This is a genomic window from Salinirubrum litoreum, assembly GCF_020567425.1.
GTDB classification, from domain to species: domain Archaea; phylum Halobacteriota; class Halobacteria; order Halobacteriales; family Haloferacaceae; genus Salinirubrum; species Salinirubrum litoreum.
Map to the genome: position 1 here is coordinate 686,684 of NZ_JAJCVJ010000002.1, position 19,842 is coordinate 706,525.

A 19,842-nucleotide genomic window follows, 5' to 3' on the forward strand; every position below is an offset into this window, starting at 1 on the left:
ACCGGATTCCCACCCTACGGTCTCCGAGGATGACGGACATCGACCGGGTGCTGGAACGGTACGCGACCAGTCAAGAACTGATGGATCAGATTCGGTACACCGCCGAGTCGCTGAGCCTGGGGTTCGACCGGTGGGACGAACCGCACGTCAGCGGGCCGAGCCTCTACTTCCTCGTGGTCGCCGATCTGGACTTCGGCGAGTACACCGACCCACTGGGAGCCAACCGCTGGCCGGTCGAACGCTGCCGGGTCGTCACCGACGACGCCGAGGACTTCACCAGAGTCGCGGGGGACGTCGCCTTCGACTGTGACGGGGCGGTCGTCGTCACCGGCGACGGGACGATTCAAGAACAGATGGTCCGGGTTCGCAGCCCCGCGACGACCGAACTGGCGAGTGCCGAGGAGCTCGACTACCCCGACTGGATGGGGACGAAACACCTGAGCGCACTCGAGACGTCCACTCGCGAGGGCGTCCTCTGGGCCGTCACGCTGAGCGAGGAGGACGGCCGCGTGACGACGTTCATCGACGGGACGTATCAGGACTACCCGCGCGACCGGATCGGCGGCCGCTGGCGACCCTGAATCGTCCGATCTGCCAGTCTCGACTCGGGGACCTGTTCGGCGCAGTTTGCACTCGAAACCCTCTGCGTCCGAGAGGTTTCTTCGGTCGTGCTGGAGACAGTGCGCAAGTCGGTCAGTGACTCACAGCGCCCGGTGTAGAGCCAGACTCATATGACTCGTCGAACACGTTACGACTTGAGACCGTGATAGCCGAGATATTCGAGGGAGTTTTTGATATCGTAGTCGAGTTCATCCCCGATTTCGTCTGGGGATTGTTGTTCGTGGTGGCAGGAGTTGCGTCGACAGTGATCGGCGTGACGATTGTTGGTGAGTCGATGCTGGTGGGTGGAGTACTACTCACTGTCGGCGTGTTTCTGTTGGCCAGCGTACTGTACGTATGGTATCGATAGCTGCCAACGTACACCTCTGGTCTGACGACCCGTCCAGTGTCTCGTGAGTCGATGTCATCGACCTTGCTGACTACACGCTCTGTCTCTTGCACGGCGTTCTCGTCAGTCGCCGAGGCGTTCGACAGCGCCCGGTAGTTCCGACGCTCGCAACTCGTCGGTGACGACGCCGCTACCGCCGACTCACTCCTGCCAGTCGGGATTCCGTCGCGGCGGCGAGAAGATGTCGACACCCTTCACCGCCTCGTCGCCGCGGTTGACCGCCGAGTGCGGTTCGTCGCCCGGAATCACGTAGGAGTCGCCGTCGCTGACGACGACCTCCTCGCCCTCCACGGTGAAGGCCAGCGCACCGTCGTAGATCCAGCCCGACTGCTCGTGGTGGTGGCTGTGTTCCGGCACCGTCGCATCCGGTTCGATGTGGAAGTGCTGGACGCTCATCGACTCGCCGACCGCCAGTTGCGTCAGGTAGACGCCCTCGACCGCCTCGACCGTCTCCGGTTCCGAGAGTGACACGCGCTCCATACCGGATTCGCGTCGGACTCCCCGATAAAGCTACGCCCGCCGGCCAGTCGTCACGCGCCACGCCAGACCCGACGACGCCGACTACTGGTGGGGCGTCAGCGCCCCCGACACCGACAGCATTGCCCCGCCGAGCAGCACCACGAGCAGCGCGCCGATCGCCGACCGGTACGACCCCGCAGAGCGGTACGACAGGAGGAGAATCGCGGCCAGCGACGCGAGCAGAAACACCGCGACGACGAACCGCGCCGGGTCGTTCCCCTCGGAGTCGACCGGCGGCAACAGCGCCGCAGACAACAGGAGCAACAGCGCCACGGTCCAGCCGGCAGGCGCGAGGCCCGCCAGCGTCACCGCCACCGCAGCGGCGACACCGGCACCGAAGACGACCCGCCGACGCTCCCGGAGCGCAGCGAACAGGCCCACGCCGCCGAACGCGACGAGGAGTCCGAGTGCGACGAGCGTGCCCGGCGCGGGGGCGACGACCGCCAGCAGATACGCCACCAGCGCGAGGCCGGCCACGAGTGCGAGCCCCGCAGGCACGACCGGCCAGTGGCTCTCACACGCCGGCGTTCGCTCGTCGGCGATGGCGGCGATGTCGGCGGAGGGGATCATGGATCGACAACTCGCTCGGCCTGCCTCAAAAAGTTACGTCCCTTCGAATCCGCCTCTCGGTCGGCCGACACGTCCGATCCGGGACTGTTCGCGCAGATCGCACGCGAGCGTCGGATCGAACCGCCAGCCGTCGTCAGGTTCAAACCCGAGAGCACGCAACCTCGAGGTATGTACGCGGTCGTCGGCTGTACCGACTGTAGCAACCTCTGGCTCCTCGCGGACCCCGCCGAGGCCGACAGCGCGCAGTGTTCCCGCTGTGGCAAGCGCCACCAGACGAGCAAACTCCGGCGCTTCTTCGAGTCGCCGGACAGAGACGAGGCCCGGCAGGCCCGGTCGGCACTGCTGGCGGACAAACAGGACGCGGGCGACGCCTTCGCGGATCTGGACTCCGTCGCCGAGATGGAGTGGCACCTCGACGACAGCGGCGTCTCGGACGACGAGTACCTCGACGGCTCCGGTCTCGACGCCGACGAGGTCAGGCGGGCCGGCGAGGGGAGTACGCAGTCCGGCGGGTCACAGTCCCGCGACGAGGTGGTCCGCGAGGCGCTCCGAGAACAGGACCATCCGACCGAGTCCGCGGTGGTCGACTACGCCGAGGCGCGGGGCGTCCCGGCCGAGCGTGCGCGGGACTTGCTCGACAAACTGACGCGGCGCGGCGAGGTCTCCGAATCGCGCGGTCGGTACCGTCTGCTCTGATCGGCCTGCGCTGATCTGCCTACGCTGATCGTCAGGTCGCGTCGGAGTCCGCCCGAGGGGTCGTCCGGGTCGCGTGTGACACTGCTGTCCCGCCGTCACAGGACGCCGAGCAGTTCGAGACACGTCAGGCCCGCGACGGCGATGGTCAGCAGGAGTTTCAACAACTGGAGCCACTGGTAGGTCTCGGTGTCGTCCAGTGGCTCCTCGTGGCGAGGGGTGTCACTCATGGGGTCGTGGGGACGACTGCTGCCGCCGGTGTACCCACGGCAGCGGTTCCAGCTACGTCGACTGTGAAAGTAAACGCTCGCCTGCCGTAGTGGAACTGAAACCGAGGGGCGGCCCGGTGGTACCCGGCGCAGGGCGGTTCTCCGAGTGGTGGTTCCCGGCGCAGGGCGGTTCTCCGAGTAGTAGTGCCCGGCGCAGGGCGGTTCTCCGAGTGGTGGTTCCCGGGTCGTACCCCGCAGACGGACGCTCGCGGGTCACTACACTGCGTCCGATCGCCGAGTGGAGCCGACCGGCCTCAGCGGCCGTGTTCGGCGTGCGCACTCGACAGGTGCCGAGAGCCGAGCGCCGCGAGCAGGTTGAGTTCGCCGGCCAGCGCGCCGACCGCGATCAGTTCCGCGAGCGCGTCCGCGTTACTCCCGGCCGGGTCGCCGCCCCCGCGAACGCCCAGCACATCGAGTGCCTCGGACTGGGTCGGCAGTTTCGTCCCGCCGCCGACCGTCCCGACTTCGAGGCTGGCGAGCGACACCGAGCAGTAGAGGTCGCCGTCCCGGACGCTCGCGGTCGTGATGGCGTTCGCCCCCTCGACGACCTGCGCGGCGTCCTGGCCGCAGGCGAGGAACATCGCCGCGACGACGTTCGCCACGTGGGCGTTGAAGCCGAGACTCGCCGCCTTCGCCGACCCGACGAGGTTCTTCCGGGTGTTGATCTCAGCGATGGCCTCCGGCGTCGTGTGCAGGCGCTCCTCGACGACTTCTCGGGGAATCGTCACGTCGGCCGTGACGCTCCGGCCCCGCCCCTCGGTCGCGTTGATGCCGGCGGGCTTCTTGTCGGTACAGAGGTTGCCCGAGACGGCGACGAGACTCGCGTCGGTCTCGGCCTCGATCAGGTCGCAGGCCTCACTGGTGGCGATGGTGGCCATGTTCATCCCCATCGCGTCCTTCGTGTCGTAGCGGAATCGCAGGAAGACCGAGTCGCCGACGACGTAGGGTGTCACGTCCAGCAGTTCGCCGTGGCTCGTCGTGGACTCGGCGGCCTCCGCCAGTGCGTCCTCGTTGTCCCGGACCCACCCGACGAGTGCCTCGGCCTCGGCGACTCCTCCGACGCGGAAGACCGGCGCGCGTGTCATCCCCGACTTCGTGACGCGGGCTTCCGCGCCGCCAGAGCGATCCAAGACGGAACAGCCCCGGTTCACGGAGGCGAGCAGTGCGCCCTCGGTCGTCGCCAGCGGGAGGTACTGTTCGCCGGAGACCGCGCCGCCGTCGACCGAGACCGGGCCGACGACACCCAGCGGAATCTGGGTCGTCCCGACGAAGTTCTCGATGGCCGAGTCGACCACGTCCTCGTCGGGGAACGTGTAGTGACCGACCGCGTCGAGGTCGGCACCCGACTGTGCTTCGACGAGCAGTCGGCGTGCCTCGGCGGCGGTGTCGAGGTCGGCGTGGGCTTCGAGTTCGTGGAAACGCAGGTCGCCCTCGCGGACCCGGTCCGCGAGCGTCTCGGCGTCCGGCGTGTCGGTGGCGTCGTCGCTCATGCCCGACGCTACCGGGCGTCGACCCTAACCGTTACCGATTCCGAGTCTGCGGGACGCTCCGCCGGCAGTCGGCACCCGGCCCCGCCGAGGGTCGCCGCCGCCCGAACGGTTTTGCTCCTCGCGGTCGGCCATCCGGTATGACGGCACCTGCCGACCTCGTCCTGACGAACGGCGAGGTCCACACGCTCGGCGACCCCGACGAGACCTACGAGGCGGTCGCGGTCCGGGACGGCCGGATCGTCCGCCTCGCCGACAGCGACGAGATCGACTTCCTCGTCGGCGTCGAGACCGAGGTGGTCGACCTCGCGGGCCGCGTCTGCCTGCCGGGGTTCACCGACGCACACACCCACATGACGACGCTCGGCCGGTCGCTGGTCCACGCCGACCTCTCGACGGCCGACTCGCCGGGCGACGCCATCGAACTGCTGCGGGACCGCGCCGCCGAGGTCGCCGAGGACGAGTGGGTCCTCGGCTTCGGCTACGACGAGAGCACGTGGGACGAGTCGCGTTACCTGACCCGGAACGATCTGGACGCCGTGACCGGCGCACAGCCAGTCGCGGCGGTGCGCGAGGACATGCACGTCGCCTCGCTGAACAGCGTCGCACTGGATCGCTTGCTCGACGAGATGCCCGACGACGACGTCCACCGCGACGCGGAGGGACCGACCGGCGTCGTCGTCGAGGAAGCGGTCGATCCCCTCTATGCGGCCATCGAACCCGGTCCCACGGAGACCCGCGACCTCCTCGAATCGGCACAGGCCTACGCCAACGAACGCGGCGTCGTCGGCGTCCACGACATGGTCCGGCAGTCGCACGCCCCCGGCGTCTACCGGGATCTGGCCGCCGACGGCGACCTCTCCCTGCGGGTGCGGCTCAACTACTGGAGCGACCACCTCGACGCCCTGCTGGACCTCCGTGAGCGCACGAACCACGGGAGTGAGTTCGTGCGGGTCGGCGCGGTCAAGAGCTACACCGACGGGAGTTTCGGCGGCCGGACCGCGAAGCTGTCCGAGCCGTACGCCGACGCAGAGGAGGGAGAGGAGGACGGCGACGCGGAGGACGGCGGGACAGCCACTGGCTCGTGGGTCGTCGCGCCCGACGAGTTACAGGCTCTCGTCACGCGGGCTGACGACGCCGGCCTCCAGTTCACCGCCCACGCAATCGGCGACGAGGCGGTCGACGCGGTGCTGGACGCCTACGAGACCTGCGACGATCCGGGGGCGGCCCGCCACCGCGTCGAACACGCAGAACTGACCAGCGACGAGGCGATCGAGCGATTCGCCGACTCGGGCGTGATCGCGTCGGTCCAGCCGAACTTCCTGAAGTGGGCCGGCGAGGGTGGGCTGTACGAGTCCCGCCTCGGCGACCGCCGGACCGAGACGAACCGCTACGCCGACCTGCTGGCTGCTGGAGTGCACCTCGCGTTCGGGAGCGACTGCATGCCGCTCGACCCACTGCTCGGTGTCCACCACGCGGTGAACGCGCCCGCCGCGGCCCAGCGACTCGGCGTGACCGAGGCGCTCCGGGCGTACACTCGCGGGGCCGCCTACGCCGGCTTCGACGAGGACCGACTGGGCACGGTCGAAGTCGGGAAACTGGCCGACCTGGTGGTTCTGGACGACTCGCCGTGGGAGCAGTCGGACGCGATCCGGGACATCGACGTGGCGCTGACGCTGGTCGACGGCGACGTGGTGTACGACGGTCGCTGACTTCCGGAGACGGCCGCTGTATCGACCTCCCACGACACACCGACCCACGCGCCCGACAGCTACTACTCCGGGCCGTCCCTCCGTTCACACGTGTCTCTCGACTACGACTACCACACCCACTCGACGTACTCGGACGGCGACCTGCTCTTCCGGATGCTCGCCGCGGCGGAGTCGGCCGGTCTCGCCGGCATCGGGGTCACGGACCACTGCAACGTCGCGGAGCGCGAGTCGATGCAGGAGATGAAAGCCCAGTTCGGGTTCAACCTCGATACGACCTACGAGCGTCGCCGCCGTGGGATCGAGGCCTACCGCGACCGCTTCGACCTCCACATCTTCGACGGGGTGGAGATGGACTACGAACCGCAGGACGAGAACCGAATCGCGGCGTTTCTGGAGACTGCCGACTTCGACTACGCCATCGGGAGCGTCCACCACGTCGAGGACGTGAACGTCCACTTCGAGTCGTACTTCGGCCGGAAGTCGGAGGCCGAGCGCCGAGACGTGGTAGCGACCTACTTCGACAAACTCGTCGCCCTGATCGACTCGGAGTTGTTCGAGATCGCGGCCCACCCGGACCTGATCGAGCGCAATCCCGCGCTTCGAGGGCTGGCGACCGACGAGGACTACGAGCGTGTCGCGGACGCCTTCGCCGACTCGCGGACGATTCCGGAGGTGAACGCCGGGCGCGCGCTGGACGACTACGGCGAGTTCCACCCGACGCCCGCGTTCCTCGACGCCCTGCTCGACCGCGGGGTGTCCGTGACGGTCGGGACCGACTCCCACTCTCCGGAGGTCGTCGAACCGCGGCTGGCGGCGCTGACCGAGCGACTCGACGAGGTGGGCGTCGAACCGGTCGACGTCGTGACGTGAGTCGGGACGAGAGTCAGAGAACGGGCGGCCGCAGACAGAGAGACCGAGGGGAGATTACCGCTCGTCGGAGTCGAGCACGCGAATCTGGTCGCCACGCACCGTCACCGGAATCGGGACCGTCGCCTCGTACAGTTCGACCGTCACCTGGTCTTTGCCCTCGTCGATGCGCTGGACGCGGGCCTTCTCGCCTTTGAACGGCCCGGCGATCAGTTCCACGATGTCGCCCTCCGCGATGCCCTCCACGTCCGGCGTCGGCGAGAGGAAGTGCTCCACCTCGGCGTAGCCGGAGGTGCCGGGGACGATACTGCGGGCGTGGGGAATCTCGTCCAGCAGGCGCTCGAGGACGGCCGAGTCGTCGGCCTCCACCATCACGTAGCTGGTCAGCGAGTCCGGCGCGAGGACCGCGTGGATCTCCTCGGCCTCCTTGTTCGCCAGCATCTCCGCGACCGTGCGCTCCTGGCTCGCGGTCGTCTTGACGGCGAAGATCGGCACGGTCAGACGCCTCCGAGCGGGAGTATTGCCATCACCGCGAAGATGAGAAAGCCCATCAGCCCGACGAGGAAGATGCCCGCGCCGGCGATCTTGGCGATCTGGGAGAACTCCTCCCACGACGGGGTGCTGGCCAGCTTCAACACCCGCACGTAGCTCGTGAGGTCGTACTTGACGTCCATGTTGTCTGACGGTAGTCGGTCGGGCTTTTTCTATCTATTGGAACGGACGAACGACCGGCGGGCCGAACTCCGGCCCGGTCGAAGCGTGTACTGCGTCCGGTCGAAGGGTGTGACGGTCGGGGCGACGCACCTGACGCGTCGGTCGAGACGCGTCACTGCTCCCGGCGAAGTGCCAGCACCGCGAGCGCCAACAGGGCGAGGATCGGCACCAGTACGCCGAATCCGGGCGTCGTGGTCTGCGTCGACCCGGGCGTCCCGGTCGGCGTGGCCGAGGCGGTCGCCGTCCCGCCGCCGTTTCCACCGGCGGTCGTCGTGCCGCCGGCAGTCGGCGTCCCGGTCGCGGTGGTCGTCCCGCCGACCGGGTCGACCGTCACCGTGATCGTGTCGCCGTTCAGCGCCAGTTCGTAGGTGCCCGGCGTCGTGATCGTGGTGGTGTAGCCGACGACCCGACTGCTGTTGCGCGGCAGGAAGTAGTCGGTCCCGCCGATCTCGGTCCCGTCGAGCGTCAGCGACACGTCGACAGTGCCGCCGCCGTCGCCCGCGTTGGTCAGCGTCCCGGTGACCGTCACCGTCTCGCCGACGACGAACGTCGCGCCGTCTGCCGGACTGTCGAGACTGACGCTGATGTCCGGTGTGCCGACCGGCGTCCGGGAGCCACCGCCGCCGCCTCCGCCGCCGGGTGCTTCGGTCGGCGTCTCGGTCGGCGTGGCGGTCGGCGTCTCGGTCGGCGTGGCGGTCGGCGTCTCGGTCGGTGTTGGGCTTGGCGTCGGCGTCGGTGTTGGCGTTTCAGTTGGCGTCGGTGTCGGCGTCGGTGTCTCCGTCGGCGTCGGCGTTGGTGTCGGCGTCGGCGTTGGTGTCGGTGTCGGGGTCGGCGTTGGTGTCGGTGTCGGCGTTGGTGTCGGCGTCGGCGTCGGCGTTGGTGTCGGTGTCGGTGTCGGCGTTGGCGTTGGCGTCGGCGTCGTCCCGTCCGTCTGGCCGAAGACGGCGAGGATGCCGCCGGCGCTGACGTTCGCCGTCACCGTGTTCGCCGACGTGTCGACCGCGTTGTTCTCCGGCACCTGCACCCACGCGCTCCCGGTGTCGCGGTACACCCGGAGCGTCGACTCGTCCAGGCCGGTCGCGTCGGCGTCCTCGTAGAACACCGTCAGGTTCAGCCGCGCTGTCTCGTCGAACGACCGGTTGACCGGCGACACGTTGATCGCGGGACCGAGCGAACCCTGTCCGCTCGGCGGGGCGCGCGTCGCAACAGAGGAGTTGACGAGGACGTTCCGCGCGGTGAACGAGACGGTCTCGTTCGCCAAGTTGAGCCGATCCACGTCGTTGTTCGCCGCGTCGAACTCGGTCAGGAAGTCCGCCAGCGTCGCGTTCTCGACGGTGACGTTCGTCAGGGTGTTGTCCCGCGTGTCCTGCAGGAGGTAGACACCGTAGCCGAGCGTGTCCCGGATCACGGTGTCCCGGATCTCGTTGCCGGCGACGCCTTCCATCTCGATCCCGCTGCCGGGGGTGAAACTGTCCACGCCCGAGCGTTCGATCGTCGTGTTCACGACGAGGGTGTCGTACGGCGTGTCACCGGAGTTCGACCGGAAGGCGATCCCGGTCCGGTTCGCGTCCCGGATCGTGTTGTTCGCGAGGACGTTCCCGTTCGAGTCGTAGGTGCCCGCGCTCCGGAGGATGTCGACCGTCAGGCCGGTCTCCGCGTTCTCGATCACGTTGTCCGCGACGGTCGTGTTCGTCGCGGGCGCGAGGACGATCCCGCCGCCGTCCAGTCGGTTGTTCCGAACCGTCGCGTTCGCGGTCCGGTCGATCCTGATCCCCTCGTCGCCCGCCGCGACGATGTCGTTGGCCGCCACGGTGACGTTCGAGTCGAGGCGACTGCCGGCCGTCACGTCGACGGCGGTCGTGTCGGTTCGGAGGAACGTGTTCCGGACGATCCGGAGGTCCCGGCTGAACTGTGCCACGTCCACACCGCGCGTGTCGTCTGCGAACTGGTTGTCCGCGATCACGGTCCCGTTCGCTTGCGCGTTCAGCACGCCCGCGCCGTTCGCGGTACTCGCCGTGAGGGTGCTGTCTCTGATCTCTACGTCGTCTGTGAGTCTGATCTCGACGTTGTGTTCCGCGCCGGTCAGGGCCGCCCCGGAGACGGTCCCCCGGTTCGCGCCGTACCAGAAGCCGACGCCACTGCCCCGTGTCTGGACGCCGGAGACCGACACGCCGTCGATCACTGCATCGACGCTGTTGCCGACGAAGACGCCGATCCCCGCGCCGATCCCTTCGGCGACCTCGACCGAGGAGACCGTCACGTTCCGGATCGTCGCGCGGTCGGAGCCGACGGTGACGCCGACACCGCGGCCGACGCCGGTGGCAGTCACGTCTTCGACCACCGCGTCGGTCGTCCCGGCCAGCAGGACCCCGTGGCTCCCGTTCGCCGGCGAGACGCCCCGGACTTCGACGTTCGAACTCGCCACGTAGGCGACGAACGCCGGATCGTCGACTGCCGTCACACTCGTCCCGGTCTCGTTGGTCCGGTAGACGATCGGGCGGCCGTCGATCGTGTTCGAGGTGTCGATGTCGTGGAGGTAGTGGCGCACGTCGGTTCTGTCCGCCGAGTTGCTCCCGAAGTCACTCGTTCCACGAGCGGGCGTGATGTCGAACCGACCGGGGTAGCCGATCTCGCGCAGGGCCAGCCCCTGACTCGTGTTCGTCATCGTGTTGTCCCGCATCGTCGTGTGCCGGACCGACGCGAGCAGAACGCCCGCGTTCGACGTGTCCCGCACCGTGTTGTCGGTCAGGGTCGTCCCCTTCACGTAGTCCCAGTCGGCCGGGACGCCGTTCGACTCGTCGGTCCAGAGGTAGATGCCGAAGGTCCCGCGCTGGACCGTGTTGTTCGAGAAGGCGTTGCCGACCGACGGCCCCGTACTCGACAACAGGAGGATGCCGTACAACTCGGTGTCCTGTACCACGTTGTCGGCGACGACCACGTCGGTCGCGGTGACGAGATACAGCCCGTTGTCGCTGTCCGTCACGCGGTTCCGGAGAATCTGCGTCCCGTCGAGATCGAACGCCGTGAGCGCGGTCGCCTCACTCCCGGTGATCTCGTTGTCTGCGACGATGCCGCCCACCAGCGAGTCGAGCGTGACCGACTCGGCCGTGCTGTCGCGGAGTTCCATGCCCGAGAAGGTGGTGACGCCGACTCCCGGTCGCAGGGTGATGCTCGATCCGGCCGCGTCCACGCGCTGGACGACCGTATCCTGGCCGCCGACGTCCAGTCCGGTCGGGTTCGTCCGCACCGTGTTGTCGGTGATCGTCGCGTTGCTCGCGTCGCTGGCGATGCCGGTCTGGCCGTTGCCGAACGCCGAGAGACCGGTGAGGCTCGCGTCGTCGGTGTTCCTGCCGACGAACAGTCCGATTCCGTCGTTCTGCGCGAAGACGCTGTCCCGCACGGTGAGGTTCACGGCGGGGTCCGCGCCGCCGATCTGGACGCCGTTCGCGCTGAAGGCCGCGCCGTTCGCCGTCGCGCGCACGTCGGCGACGAGACTGTCCGACGAGTCGTCGATCCAGAGACCGTACTGCCCGTTGTTGCGGGCGACCGTCTCGGTGATCGCCACCGAGTCGGTGCCGTCGGTGTAGACCCCGCGCAGGTCGTTGTCGACGAACTCGCTCCGTGCGACCGTCAGGTCGGCCCCGCCGACCGTCTCGACTGCGGTCCGCCAGTCGGTCGCCGAGAGGCTCCGGACCGTGACGTTGGTGACGCCGGTGCCGTCGTCCACGAGAATGGCGGTCCCCGACCCGGTGCCGTCGAGTCGGCGACCCGCGCCGTCGATCACCACGTCGTCGGACTCGACGGTGACGAAGGGAGTCGCCGACACGTCGGCGAAACTCCGATTCAGGTAGTAGTAGCCCGGCGAGGTGATGACCGTCTGACCGTCGATGGGCGTCCCGCGCTCGGCGAAGGTGGTGCCGGTCGAGAGCGCGCCCGCGTCGGCGTTGTCGGTCGCCAGTCGGTTCGGCGCGTCCACGAGTCCGTCGCCGTCGTCGTCGGCGAACAGTTGGCTGTAGCCGGTGCCGGCCGGGGTGAGCCACGCGTTCCCCGAGATGGTGCCGCCGCCGAGGACGTTCGTCCCGGCGGCGGGGGTGACGTTCCAGTCGTTCGCGCCCGGCGTCCCCTCGAAGGCGACGTTGACGCCGTTCTCGAACCGGTTGTCGTAGACGGTGTGGCCCTCGGTGCCGTCGCCCATCCCGATGCCGTACTCGGTGTTGTCGCGCACGACGTTCGTCCGGATCGTGTTCACGTCCGCGAACCGCCGGACGAAGACGCCGATCCGGGCGTCGCTGATCGTGTTGCTCTCGATCAGGCTGTCGTCGCTGTTGACGACGAGGCCGTCGTCCGCGCCCGAGAGCGTGTTCTCGGCGGCCGTCACGCGCTCGCCGTCGAGCCAGAGGTTGAACTCGCCGTTGTCGGTCAGCGTGTTGGTCCGGACCTGCGCGTCGTCTGCGTTGCTGAGGAACAGCCCGCGACCGTTGGTCGAGACGGAGTTGTCCTCGACCGTCAGCCCCGCTCCGGAGAGACGCATCGCGTCCCCACCGACGAGTGCGTTCCCGGTGACGGTGTTCGCAGAGACGGTGACGTTCGCCCCGCCCGCGTTCACGCTGAAGCCGTCACGAGCGTTGTCCGTCGCGGTACTCCCGGTGACGACCGTGTTCGAGACGGACGCCAGCGAGAGGCCCTGGTCGCCGTCGCGGGCGGTGACGTTCCTGACGACGAAGCCGTCGGTGCCGGAGGCGCGGAGCCCGTCTTCGTTCCCGACGAACAGACTGTCTTCGACGACGACGCCGGTGGCACTCCCGACGAGTACACCCCGCCGCCAGTCGCCGCGCACGTCGAGGTTCCGGAGCGTGACGTTCGTCAGGCCGTCGGTGACTGCCACACCGGCATCGAACACCGACGCGCCGCCGGTGTCGATAGCGTGGAAGCCCCCGTCGAAGACCACGTCACTGCTCGTGATCTCGATACAGGGGCCGCTCGCGGTCGTGATCGGCCCGCTAAGTTCGTAGACGCCCGGTTGGTCGACGACGGTACACCCGGTGATCGTGGTGGTCGCCGCAGGTGTCACGCCGTCGTTGCCGGCGGTCTGGAAGGCCGGGATCGCGACGACGCTCGGGGCGACGACGCTCAGGACGACGAGTGCGGTCACGAGAACCACGCTCAGTCGCCTCCCGGTCGAATGGGTCCGGCGCCGTCTCCGCGACGGCGAACTCGCTCGTGTCATTGCAGCTACTGTCGCGGGTGCCGGGTTATACCTACGTAGCGTGACGAGTTCCAGTCGGCGGGACGTGGTCCACTTTCTGGAACGGTGTGCAACGGCAGTAACACTTTTACAGGCAGGTCCGTTCTCTCAGTGCGATGGTGGGCGAAGGGAGTGATCGGCCGAAGTTGCCGCTGTCGGCGCTGAAACGGGCCGAGTCGCTGTCGGCACTGCGGGACGGGCCACTGGCACGCCACGAGTTACAAGACCGGTTGGGCGTCTCCCGGACGACGGTCCACCGGATCGTCAGCGCACTCGAAGACGACGGTCTGCTCGTCAGAGACGACGACGGTTACGAACTGACCGGCTTCGGTCACACGACCGCCCGCGCCGTAGACGAGTACCGCGAGACGATCACGGCCGCCGAACGACTCCAACCACTGCTCGACTGTCTGCCGACGACCTTCGACGTGCCGGTGCGCGCCTTTTCGGACGCCCGACTGACGACCCAACAACCCGGCAACCCCTACGCCCCGGTGGAGCGATTCGTCGGCTGTCTCCGGGAGAGTGGCTCGCTCCGGGGGATCGACACGACCTCGATCGCGCCGATCTACGTGGACGCGATCCGCGCGGAGATTCTCGCGGGGATGACGACCGACGTGGTGTACCTCCCGTCGGTGGTCACGAGCATCGTGGAGGCGTACCCCGACGACGTGGCGCGGGCGGTCGAGAGCGGCGAACTGACGCTCCGGACCCACGACGACCTCCCGTGTGGGCTGGCGATCTTCGACGACCGGGTGGCACTCGGCGGCTACGACCCCGAGACGGGGATGCTCCGCGCCTTCGCCGACACCGACGACCCCGAGGCGCGGGCGTGGGCACTCGACGTGTACGACGACTACGTGTCGGCGGGGACGGTGTTCTACGGCCCGAACGACACGGAGCCAGGTCTCGTGTCCATCGAGGCCGACGGTGGGGAGTCTACCAGCGACGAGTCGGCGTCGGCCGACGAGTCGTGAGTGGTGGCGAGCGGCGAGTCGTGAGTGGTGGCGACCGACTCGGGTCGCCTCGCCGGTCAGCGAGACACGCCCGGATACGAAACGTTGAAACGCGCCACGACAGAAGTCGTCGGCATGGAACTGCGGGTCATCGAGAAGACCGACGAGGAACTCCGGATCGAGATCGCGGGCGAGGACCACACCTTCATGAACGTGCTGAAGGGGACCCTGCTGGAGACCGAGGGCGTCGTCGCGGCGACCTACGACCTGAACCCCGAGCAGTCCGGTGGCCAGACCGAACCGATCCTGTCGATCAAGACCGAGTCGGGCTACGACCCACTCGACGTGCTGGCCGACGCCGCCGGCAACATCCGCGAGACGACCGACGCCTTCCGCGAGGCGTTCGACGCCGCCGCGTGACGCGACACGCCTGAGGCCGCGCGACCGCTCGACCGCGACCCCGCGTCAGGCCGAACCGAGAATCGCATCGCAGTTCGGACAGACCAGAAATTCTCCGTCGACGTCGTGTTCGCCGGACACCGCCGAGTAGGTGAACCTGTCCAGTCGCTCGGTGTGATCGCAGTGTGGACAGCGTGGCATACCGGCGAGTACGCGCTCGACGGCCAAAACGTCACCTCGCGAGATCAGAGTCGCACCGGCACGCCGCGTTCGTCGAGGTACTGCTTCACGTCCTGGATCGAGTACTCGTCGAAGTGGAAGATAGAGGCCGCGAGCCCGGCGTCGGCACCGGCCTCGGTGAACACCTCGTACATGTCCTCGGGACCGCCACACCCCGAGGAGGCGATGACCGGCGTCGAGACGTTGTCACAGACCGCCGAAGTGAGGGGAATGTCGTAGCCGTCTTTCGTCCCGTCGGCGTCGATGGAGTTGACGAACAGTTCGCCCGCCCCACGGGACTCGGCCTCGCGTGCCCACTCGACTACGTCGATGTCGGTCCCCTCCCGGCCACCCTTGATCGTACACTCGAACCAGCAGGACTCGCCGTCGACCTCGGCGTAGAACTCGCCCTGCTCGTCGTAGCGCCGGCGGGCGTCGACCGAGATGACGATACACTGCGAGCCGAAGGCCCGCGCGCCCTCGTTCACGAGGTCGGGGTTCTGGAGCGCGGCGGTGTTGATCGACACCTTGTCTGCGCCCGCCCGCAGGGTCTCCTTGATGTCCTCGCGGGTCCGGATGCCCCCGCCGACGGTCAGGGGGATGAACACCTCGTCCGCGACGCGGGAGACGGTGTCGAGCATCGTCGCTCGGCCCTCCGCGGAGGCGGTGATGTCGAGGAAGACGAACTCGTCTGCGCCGGCCTCGTTGTACGCCTTCGCCATCTCGACCGGGTCGCCGGTGTACTTTAGGTCCTCGAAGTTGACACCGGTGTAGACGGCCGGATTCCCGTCCTCGTCTAAGTCCACGTCGATACAGGGGATGATGCGCTTCGTGAGCATTCGCTACCGGGTGCTTCGCCGGGTGTGGGTTTCACGGTTTCGTCTGTCAGTCACCCACGACTGAAGTCGTGGGCTTCCTCCTTGCATCTCTGTGAGTCGGTTCTCGCTGTCGCGGTGCGGGTGCGGTTCCTCGCGCTACGACGCGTCGCGGTCGCGGTGCTGGTTGCAGTCGCTGTGCAGTCGCGGTTACAGTCGCCGTGCTCTGGCGGTCGCTACGCACTGTCGAGTTCAGAAATCAGCAATTCGGAGACCACCGATCGGCATCACGACAACAGCGAGAACCACGCACGACCACACTCCCGAAGCGTCCAGCGCCCGGTACCGCCTGTTCAGGACGCTCGCCGGGCCAGCAGGCCAGCGCCAAGCATCGACACCAGCGCCACGAGGACCCCGAAGCCGGGGACACTCGTCGTCGTCGCTGGCGTGTCGTCCACCGCCTGTGTCGTCGTGCCGGGTGTCGCGGTCGGGGTCGGACTCGCGGTCGGTGTCGCAGTCGGCGTCGCGGTCGCGTTCGCCTGCGCGTACGCCTCCGGATGGAGCGCCTTCGCCAGCGCCCGAACCGGCTGGATCACACGCGGGGCTGGCTGGCTGAGGTAGTTCCCGTTCAAGACGAGGACGTTCCCCTCCTGCACTGCGGTCGTGCTGTTGTAGGCGTCGTTCTGTGGCACCTGCGGGCCGTCGCTGTTCAGGACGATCCACTCGGGGTCCTGCGCGACGACCGTCTCCGGACTGATCTGCTTGTAGCCCGTGATGTTCGCCTCGCTGGCGACGTTCGTCCCACCCGCCGTGGTGATGATCTCGTCCACGAACGTCCCTTCGCCTGCCGTGAAGCCGAAGAACGTGTAGAGCACGCGCGGGCGGTCCTCGCCCTCGGTCGCCGCTGCGACCGTCGCCAGTTCCGACTCCATCCGGTCGGCGGTCGCGTCTGCCGACTCACAGTTGCCGGTCAGTTGGCCGTAGAGTCGCGTCTTCTCGACGACAGCGCCGAGCGTCCCGGCGAACTCGGCCTTGTAGACCGTCAGCCCCGAGTCACGGAGCGCCTGGACCGTCTCGTCGGGGACGACGTTCGGCGCGAGCACCAGATCGGGGGTCGTGCCGACGACCTTCTCCGTCGAGATGGCGGTCTGGCCCGCCCCGGAGATGTTCGTCTTCGCCTCTGCACCGTCGAGATACGCCGCGAACTGGGTGACGCCGACGACCTGCGACTCGGCCTCGATCGCCCACAGCGTCTGTGCCGCACTCGGCGACAGCGAGACGATCCGCTCCGGGCGGTCGTCGATCCGGACCTGCGTCCCGGTCGCGTCCGTCACCGTCACCGGGAACGCACAGGTCGTCTGCTGGGTCGTCGTCACCCCGTCCAGTTCGCCCGGCGTGTCTGCACTACTCTGCACGGCTCTCGCGTCGAGATCACTCGCCGCCGGCCCCGCCGCCCCGGCGATCCCGGCCGGGACCACGCCCGCGAGGAGCACGAGGACTGCGACGACCACTGTCGATGTTCGCATCGTCAGCGACGAGTCGCTAATCCAATAAATATTTACCTAACCCAAGTAGAGTTGAGGGGAGATGCGGACCACGACGCGGGCCGGGGGCTACTCGGTCGGACTGCTCGCCCTCCTCGCAGTCGTCACCCTCGCCAGTGCCGCCCTCGGCCCGGTCGCGGTCCCGCCCGCGACGGTGGCGAAGACACTGCTCTCGCACCTCCCTGGGCTGGCCTTCACCGTCCCCGAACCCCACCGCGTCATCGTCGCCTCGATCCGGCTCCCCCGGATCGCGCTGTCGGCGACCGTCGGTCTCGCCCTCGCCTCGGCCGGCGTCGTCATGCAGGGGTTCTTCCGCAACCCGATGGCCGACCCCTCGATCATCGGCGTCTCCTCCGGGGCCGCAGTGGGGGCGGTCGCGGCGATCGTCCTCCCGGTGTCGGTCGCCGGCGCACTCGGTATCCAGGCCGCCGCCATCGTCGGGGCGCTCGTCACGGCCTTCGGCGTCTACCTCCTCGCCACCGAGGGCGGCCGGACGCCGGTCGCCACCCTGCTTCTCGCCGGTGTCGCGGTCCAGACCTTCCTCGGGGCGGCCATCTCGGTCATGTTGCTCTACAGCGGCGAGAGCCTGCGCCGGGTCGTCTACTGGCTGATGGGGTCGCTGGCGAACGCCACCTGGTCGGAGGTGTGGCTCGCCGGTCTCGCGGTCCCGTGTGTCGTCGTCCTCGCGGTGTACGCCCGCGACCTGAACGTCCTGCTCCTGGGCGAGGAGGACGCCCACGGCCTCGGTATCGAAGTCGAACGAAGCAAGCGACTCCTCCTCGCACTCGCCTCGCTGATGACCGCCGCCGCCGTGGCTGTCGCGGGCGTGGTCGGCTTCGTCGGGCTGATCGTCCCGCACGTGATGCGCCTGCTCGTCGGCCCGGACCATCGCATCCTCCTCCCGACCAGCGCGCTGGCGGGAGCGGTCTTCCTCGTCGTCAGCGACACGGTCGCCCGGACCGCCGTGGCCGGCACGGAACTCCCGGTCGGCATCGTCACCGCCGCCGTCGGCGCGCCCTTCTTCCTCTACCTGCTCCGGAGTCGGGAGGTCCGGTCGCTGTGAGCCGCGATCCTCGGCCCTCGACGGAGGCGACCGACCGCGCCGACCCACTGCTCGCGGTCGAGGATCTCACGGTCTCGCTCGGCGGCAACGAGGTCCTCACGGGCGTCACCGCCTCGGCAGACCGCGGCCAGTTCGTCGGTCTCGTCGGTCCCAACGGCGCGGGCAAGACGACGCTCCTGCGAGCCATCACGGGTGCGCTGACGCCCGACGCCGGGCAGGTCCGGATCGACGGACGGGTCGTCGCCGACCTCGCCTCGAAGGCCGCGAGTCGACTCGTCGCCAGCGTCCCGCAGGACACCAGCCTCTCGTTCGACTTCGACGTGCGCGAGACGGTGGCGATGGGCCGGACACCGTACATCTCGCGGTTCGGTCGGCGGACGAGAGCGGACAGGCAGATCGTCGAGTCGGCGATGGCCCGGACCGACGTGGCGCAGTTCGCCGACCGGTCGATCACCGAGATCAGCGGCGGGGAGCGCCAGCGCGTCCTCCTGGCACGAGCGCTGGCACAGGACACACCACTGCTTCTGCTCGACGAACCGACCGCCAGCCTCGACATCAGCCACCAGATCCGGACGCTCGAACTCGTCGGCGACCTCGTGGCTGACGGTCGGACCGTCGTCGCCGCGATCCACGACCTGAACCTCGCGGCCCACTACTGCGACGACCTCTGGTTGCTCGGCGACGGCGACCTCTTGGCGACCGGCGACCCCGCGTCCGTCCTCACGGAAGACCGCCTCTCGACGGCCTTCGACGCCGACGCACTCGTCACCCGGCACCCGGTCACGGGGTCGACGTACGTCACCGCCCTGCCGACGAGTCGCGGCGACGCCGAGGGAAGCGTCCACGTGATCGGCGGCGGCGGGAGCGCCGCCCGCGTGCTCTACCTGCTCTCCTCGGCGGGCTACCGCGTCACGGTCGGCGCGCTGAACGAGGGCGACTCGGACACCGAGACCGCCCGCCACCTCGGTATCGACCCGATCACGGTCGACCCCTTCGCGCCGGTCGACGCCGGCGCTCGCGAGGCGGTCGGCGACGCGGTCGAGGCGGCGGACGCGGTCGTCGTCGCCGACGTGGAGGTCGGCGACGGCAACCTCGCCAACCTCGAAGCCGCCCGGCGTGGCGACCGGGTGGTCCTCGTCGAGGACCGGCCTTTCTCGGACCGGAACTTCGCCGGCGAACGCGGCCAGCGGATCTACGAGGCCCTCAAAGAACGCGGGACGGTCGTCGGCTCTCGAGACCTGCTGGGGGCGGTCTCCGAGGCGGTCGACAGCGGTGGTCAAGAGACGGGGGCGACGCGAACAGACCGCGAGGACGGCACCGAGTCCGACGAGTCGCTATCGGAGTTCGCTGACGACTGAGTGCCGGGTGGGCTGTGCGTCTGGAGTTCGGGGTCTCAACACGACGACCGACAGGCCCGGATCGTTCACATCCGGCGTCACGAGGCGAGCGAGTCGTATCGGGTCTCTCGGCCGCGCTCTGTCGCCTGTCGAGCTTCACGATCGGCATATTCTCCCGGGAGGAGCGTTCTAGCCGGGGATCTGGACTTAGTGTGAACCGGCCCGTGACATGAGGCTGATAGAGAGAGTATTCGTCGAAAAGCCTGTATTCAGATACGACTGGGCCTGAGACGTTCGAATTAGGCTGTTCGTGCAGGTGCTCACGAAGCCCGCGACTGACTGCTCTCACCCGTCTCGGTTTTCACAATCGGTTGCAGTCTAGCGGTTTTCGATTGTGAGGCGGACAGTGCTCGAGTGGCGTGTC

19 protein-coding genes are annotated in these 19,842 nt (G+C 68.4%); 9 read left to right on the forward strand and 10 right to left on the reverse strand.

Going from position 1 to position 19,842, the window contains the following annotated elements; all coding sequences use genetic code 11:
• Positions 1-29 precede the first annotated feature (29 nt).
• Positions 30-581 (forward strand): diadenylate cyclase, encoded by a 552-nt coding sequence (locus LI337_RS12080; protein WP_227230093.1) that lies wholly within the window; start codon positions 30-32, stop codon positions 579-581.
• Positions 582-763: 182 nt separating this feature from the next.
• Complete coding sequence (locus LI337_RS12085; RefSeq protein WP_227230094.1) at positions 764-970, forward strand: hypothetical protein; 207 nt, start codon at positions 764-766, stop codon at positions 968-970.
• Between the two features lie 180 nt (positions 971-1,150).
• Here LI337_RS12085 and LI337_RS12090 read toward each other — a convergent pair whose 3' ends face one another.
• Positions 1,151-1,489, reverse strand: coding sequence for a cupin domain-containing protein (locus tag LI337_RS12090; RefSeq protein ID WP_227230095.1), 339 nt, complete (start codon positions 1,487-1,489; stop codon positions 1,151-1,153).
• Between the two features lie 81 nt (positions 1,490-1,570).
• On the reverse strand, positions 1,571-2,098 hold the full coding sequence (locus LI337_RS12095; RefSeq protein WP_227230096.1) for a hypothetical protein: 528 nt from the start codon (positions 2,096-2,098) through the stop codon (positions 1,571-1,573).
• 168 nt (positions 2,099-2,266) lie between these two features.
• Here LI337_RS12095 and LI337_RS12100 point away from each other — a divergent pair, with 168 nt between their 5' ends.
• Positions 2,267-2,794, forward strand: coding sequence for a DUF5817 domain-containing protein (locus tag LI337_RS12100; RefSeq protein ID WP_227230097.1), 528 nt, complete (start codon positions 2,267-2,269; stop codon positions 2,792-2,794).
• 95 nt (positions 2,795-2,889) lie between these two features.
• Here the strand turns inward: LI337_RS12100 and LI337_RS19930 are convergent, their stop codons facing one another.
• Both LI337_RS19930 and hmgA read right to left on the reverse strand, forming a co-directional pair.
• A complete protein-coding gene (locus LI337_RS19930) occupies positions 2,890-3,021 on the reverse strand; it encodes a hypothetical protein (RefSeq protein WP_264475001.1) in 132 nt (43 codons plus the stop codon).
• Between the two features lie 293 nt (positions 3,022-3,314).
• Positions 3,315-4,550: a hydroxymethylglutaryl-CoA reductase (NADPH) gene (gene hmgA / locus LI337_RS12105; protein WP_227230098.1), complete on the reverse strand. Its 1,236-nt coding sequence runs from the start codon at positions 4,548-4,550 to the stop codon at positions 3,315-3,317.
• 137 nt (positions 4,551-4,687) lie between these two features.
• Here hmgA and LI337_RS12110 point away from each other — a divergent pair, with 137 nt between their 5' ends.
• Positions 4,688-6,259: an amidohydrolase gene (locus tag LI337_RS12110; protein WP_227230099.1), complete on the forward strand. Its 1,572-nt coding sequence runs from the start codon at positions 4,688-4,690 to the stop codon at positions 6,257-6,259.
• Positions 6,260-6,349: 90 nt separating this feature from the next.
• Positions 6,350-7,129, forward strand: a complete 780-nt coding sequence (locus tag LI337_RS12115) for a PHP domain-containing protein (protein ID WP_227230100.1) — start codon at positions 6,350-6,352, stop codon at positions 7,127-7,129.
• 54 nt (positions 7,130-7,183) lie between these two features.
• Here LI337_RS12115 and LI337_RS12120 read toward each other — a convergent pair whose 3' ends face one another.
• The 3 genes from LI337_RS12120 to LI337_RS12130 all read right to left on the reverse strand — a co-directional run bounded on the left by LI337_RS12120 (position 7,184) and on the right by LI337_RS12130 (position 13,001).
• A complete protein-coding gene (locus LI337_RS12120) occupies positions 7,184-7,621 on the reverse strand; it encodes a transcription elongation factor Spt5 (protein ID WP_227230101.1) in 438 nt (145 codons plus the stop codon).
• A gap of 2 nt (positions 7,622-7,623) precedes the next feature.
• On the reverse strand, positions 7,624-7,800 hold the full coding sequence (locus tag LI337_RS12125) for a protein translocase SEC61 complex subunit gamma (protein WP_227230102.1): 177 nt from the start codon (positions 7,798-7,800) through the stop codon (positions 7,624-7,626).
• 152 nt (positions 7,801-7,952) lie between these two features.
• Entirely contained in the window at positions 7,953-13,001 is a 5,049-nt protein-coding gene (locus tag LI337_RS12130; RefSeq protein WP_227230103.1) for a beta strand repeat-containing protein, read from the reverse strand.
• Positions 13,002-13,201: 200 nt separating this feature from the next.
• On the opposite strand from LI337_RS12130, the gene LI337_RS12135 reads away from it, so the two are divergent.
• Positions 13,202-14,062, forward strand: a complete 861-nt coding sequence (locus LI337_RS12135) for a helix-turn-helix transcriptional regulator (RefSeq protein ID WP_227230104.1) — start codon at positions 13,202-13,204, stop codon at positions 14,060-14,062.
• Between the two features lie 114 nt (positions 14,063-14,176).
• Positions 14,177-14,461 (forward strand): DNA-directed RNA polymerase subunit L, encoded by a 285-nt coding sequence (locus LI337_RS12140; RefSeq protein WP_227230105.1) that lies wholly within the window; start codon positions 14,177-14,179, stop codon positions 14,459-14,461.
• 45 nt (positions 14,462-14,506) lie between these two features.
• On the opposite strand, the gene LI337_RS12145 is transcribed toward LI337_RS12140, so the two are convergent.
• From LI337_RS12145 to LI337_RS12155, 3 genes are all read right to left on the reverse strand, one after another.
• Positions 14,507-14,641, reverse strand: a complete 135-nt coding sequence (locus tag LI337_RS12145; protein ID WP_227230106.1) for a phage terminase large subunit family protein — start codon at positions 14,639-14,641, stop codon at positions 14,507-14,509.
• Positions 14,642-14,685: 44 nt separating this feature from the next.
• On the reverse strand, positions 14,686-15,498 hold the full coding sequence (gene hisF, locus LI337_RS12150; protein ID WP_227230107.1) for an imidazole glycerol phosphate synthase subunit HisF: 813 nt from the start codon (positions 15,496-15,498) through the stop codon (positions 14,686-14,688).
• Positions 15,499-15,827: 329 nt separating this feature from the next.
• Positions 15,828-17,000, reverse strand: a complete 1,173-nt coding sequence (locus LI337_RS12155; RefSeq protein WP_227230108.1) for a PGF-CTERM-anchored ABC transporter substrate-binding protein — start codon at positions 16,998-17,000, stop codon at positions 15,828-15,830.
• A 61-nt stretch (positions 17,001-17,061) separates the two neighbouring features.
• Between LI337_RS12155 and btuC the strand changes: the two genes are divergently transcribed.
• Positions 17,062-18,081 carry a vitamin B12 ABC transporter permease BtuC gene (btuC, locus tag LI337_RS12160; RefSeq protein WP_227230109.1) on the forward strand — a complete coding sequence of 340 codons (1,020 nt, stop codon included), beginning with the start codon at positions 17,062-17,064 and terminating at the stop codon, positions 18,079-18,081.
• The gene (locus tag LI337_RS12165; RefSeq protein WP_227230110.1) at positions 18,078-19,439 is read left to right on the forward strand and encodes a heme ABC transporter ATP-binding protein; all 1,362 of its coding nucleotides are present in this window, start codon (positions 18,078-18,080) and stop codon (positions 19,437-19,439) included. The genes btuC and LI337_RS12165 overlap by 4 nt, the downstream gene beginning before the upstream one ends.
• The last annotated feature ends 403 nt before the right edge of the window (positions 19,440-19,842 follow it).

Excerpts from the sequence above, each read along its gene's own strand:
- LI337_RS12145 (WP_227230106.1), bottom strand. The coding sequence starts at position 14,641 with ATGCCACGCTGTCCACACTGCGATCACACCGAGCGACTGGACAGGTTC.
- LI337_RS12095 (WP_227230096.1), bottom strand. The coding sequence starts at position 2,098 with ATGATCCCCTCCGCCGACATCGCCGCCATCGCCGACGAGCGAACGCCG.
- LI337_RS12090 (WP_227230095.1), bottom strand. The coding sequence starts at position 1,489 with ATGGAGCGCGTGTCACTCTCGGAACCGGAGACGGTCGAGGCGGTCGAG.
- LI337_RS12110 (WP_227230099.1), top strand. The coding sequence starts at position 4,688 with ATGACGGCACCTGCCGACCTCGTCCTGACGAACGGCGAGGTCCACACG.
- btuC (WP_227230109.1), top strand. The coding sequence starts at position 17,062 with ATGCGGACCACGACGCGGGCCGGGGGCTACTCGGTCGGACTGCTCGCC.
- LI337_RS12140 (WP_227230105.1), top strand. The coding sequence starts at position 14,177 with ATGGAACTGCGGGTCATCGAGAAGACCGACGAGGAACTCCGGATCGAG.
- LI337_RS12080 (WP_227230093.1), top strand. The coding sequence starts at position 30 with ATGACGGACATCGACCGGGTGCTGGAACGGTACGCGACCAGTCAAGAA.
- LI337_RS19930 (WP_264475001.1), bottom strand. The coding sequence starts at position 3,021 with ATGAGTGACACCCCTCGCCACGAGGAGCCACTGGACGACACCGAGACC.
- LI337_RS12100 (WP_227230097.1), top strand. The coding sequence starts at position 2,267 with ATGTACGCGGTCGTCGGCTGTACCGACTGTAGCAACCTCTGGCTCCTC.
- hmgA (WP_227230098.1), bottom strand. The coding sequence starts at position 4,550 with ATGAGCGACGACGCCACCGACACGCCGGACGCCGAGACGCTCGCGGAC.
- LI337_RS12155 (WP_227230108.1), bottom strand. The coding sequence starts at position 17,000 with ATGCGAACATCGACAGTGGTCGTCGCAGTCCTCGTGCTCCTCGCGGGC.
- hisF (WP_227230107.1), bottom strand. The coding sequence starts at position 15,498 with ATGCTCACGAAGCGCATCATCCCCTGTATCGACGTGGACTTAGACGAG.
- LI337_RS12135 (WP_227230104.1), top strand. The coding sequence starts at position 13,202 with ATGGTGGGCGAAGGGAGTGATCGGCCGAAGTTGCCGCTGTCGGCGCTG.
- LI337_RS12125 (WP_227230102.1), bottom strand. The coding sequence starts at position 7,800 with ATGGACGTCAAGTACGACCTCACGAGCTACGTGCGGGTGTTGAAGCTG.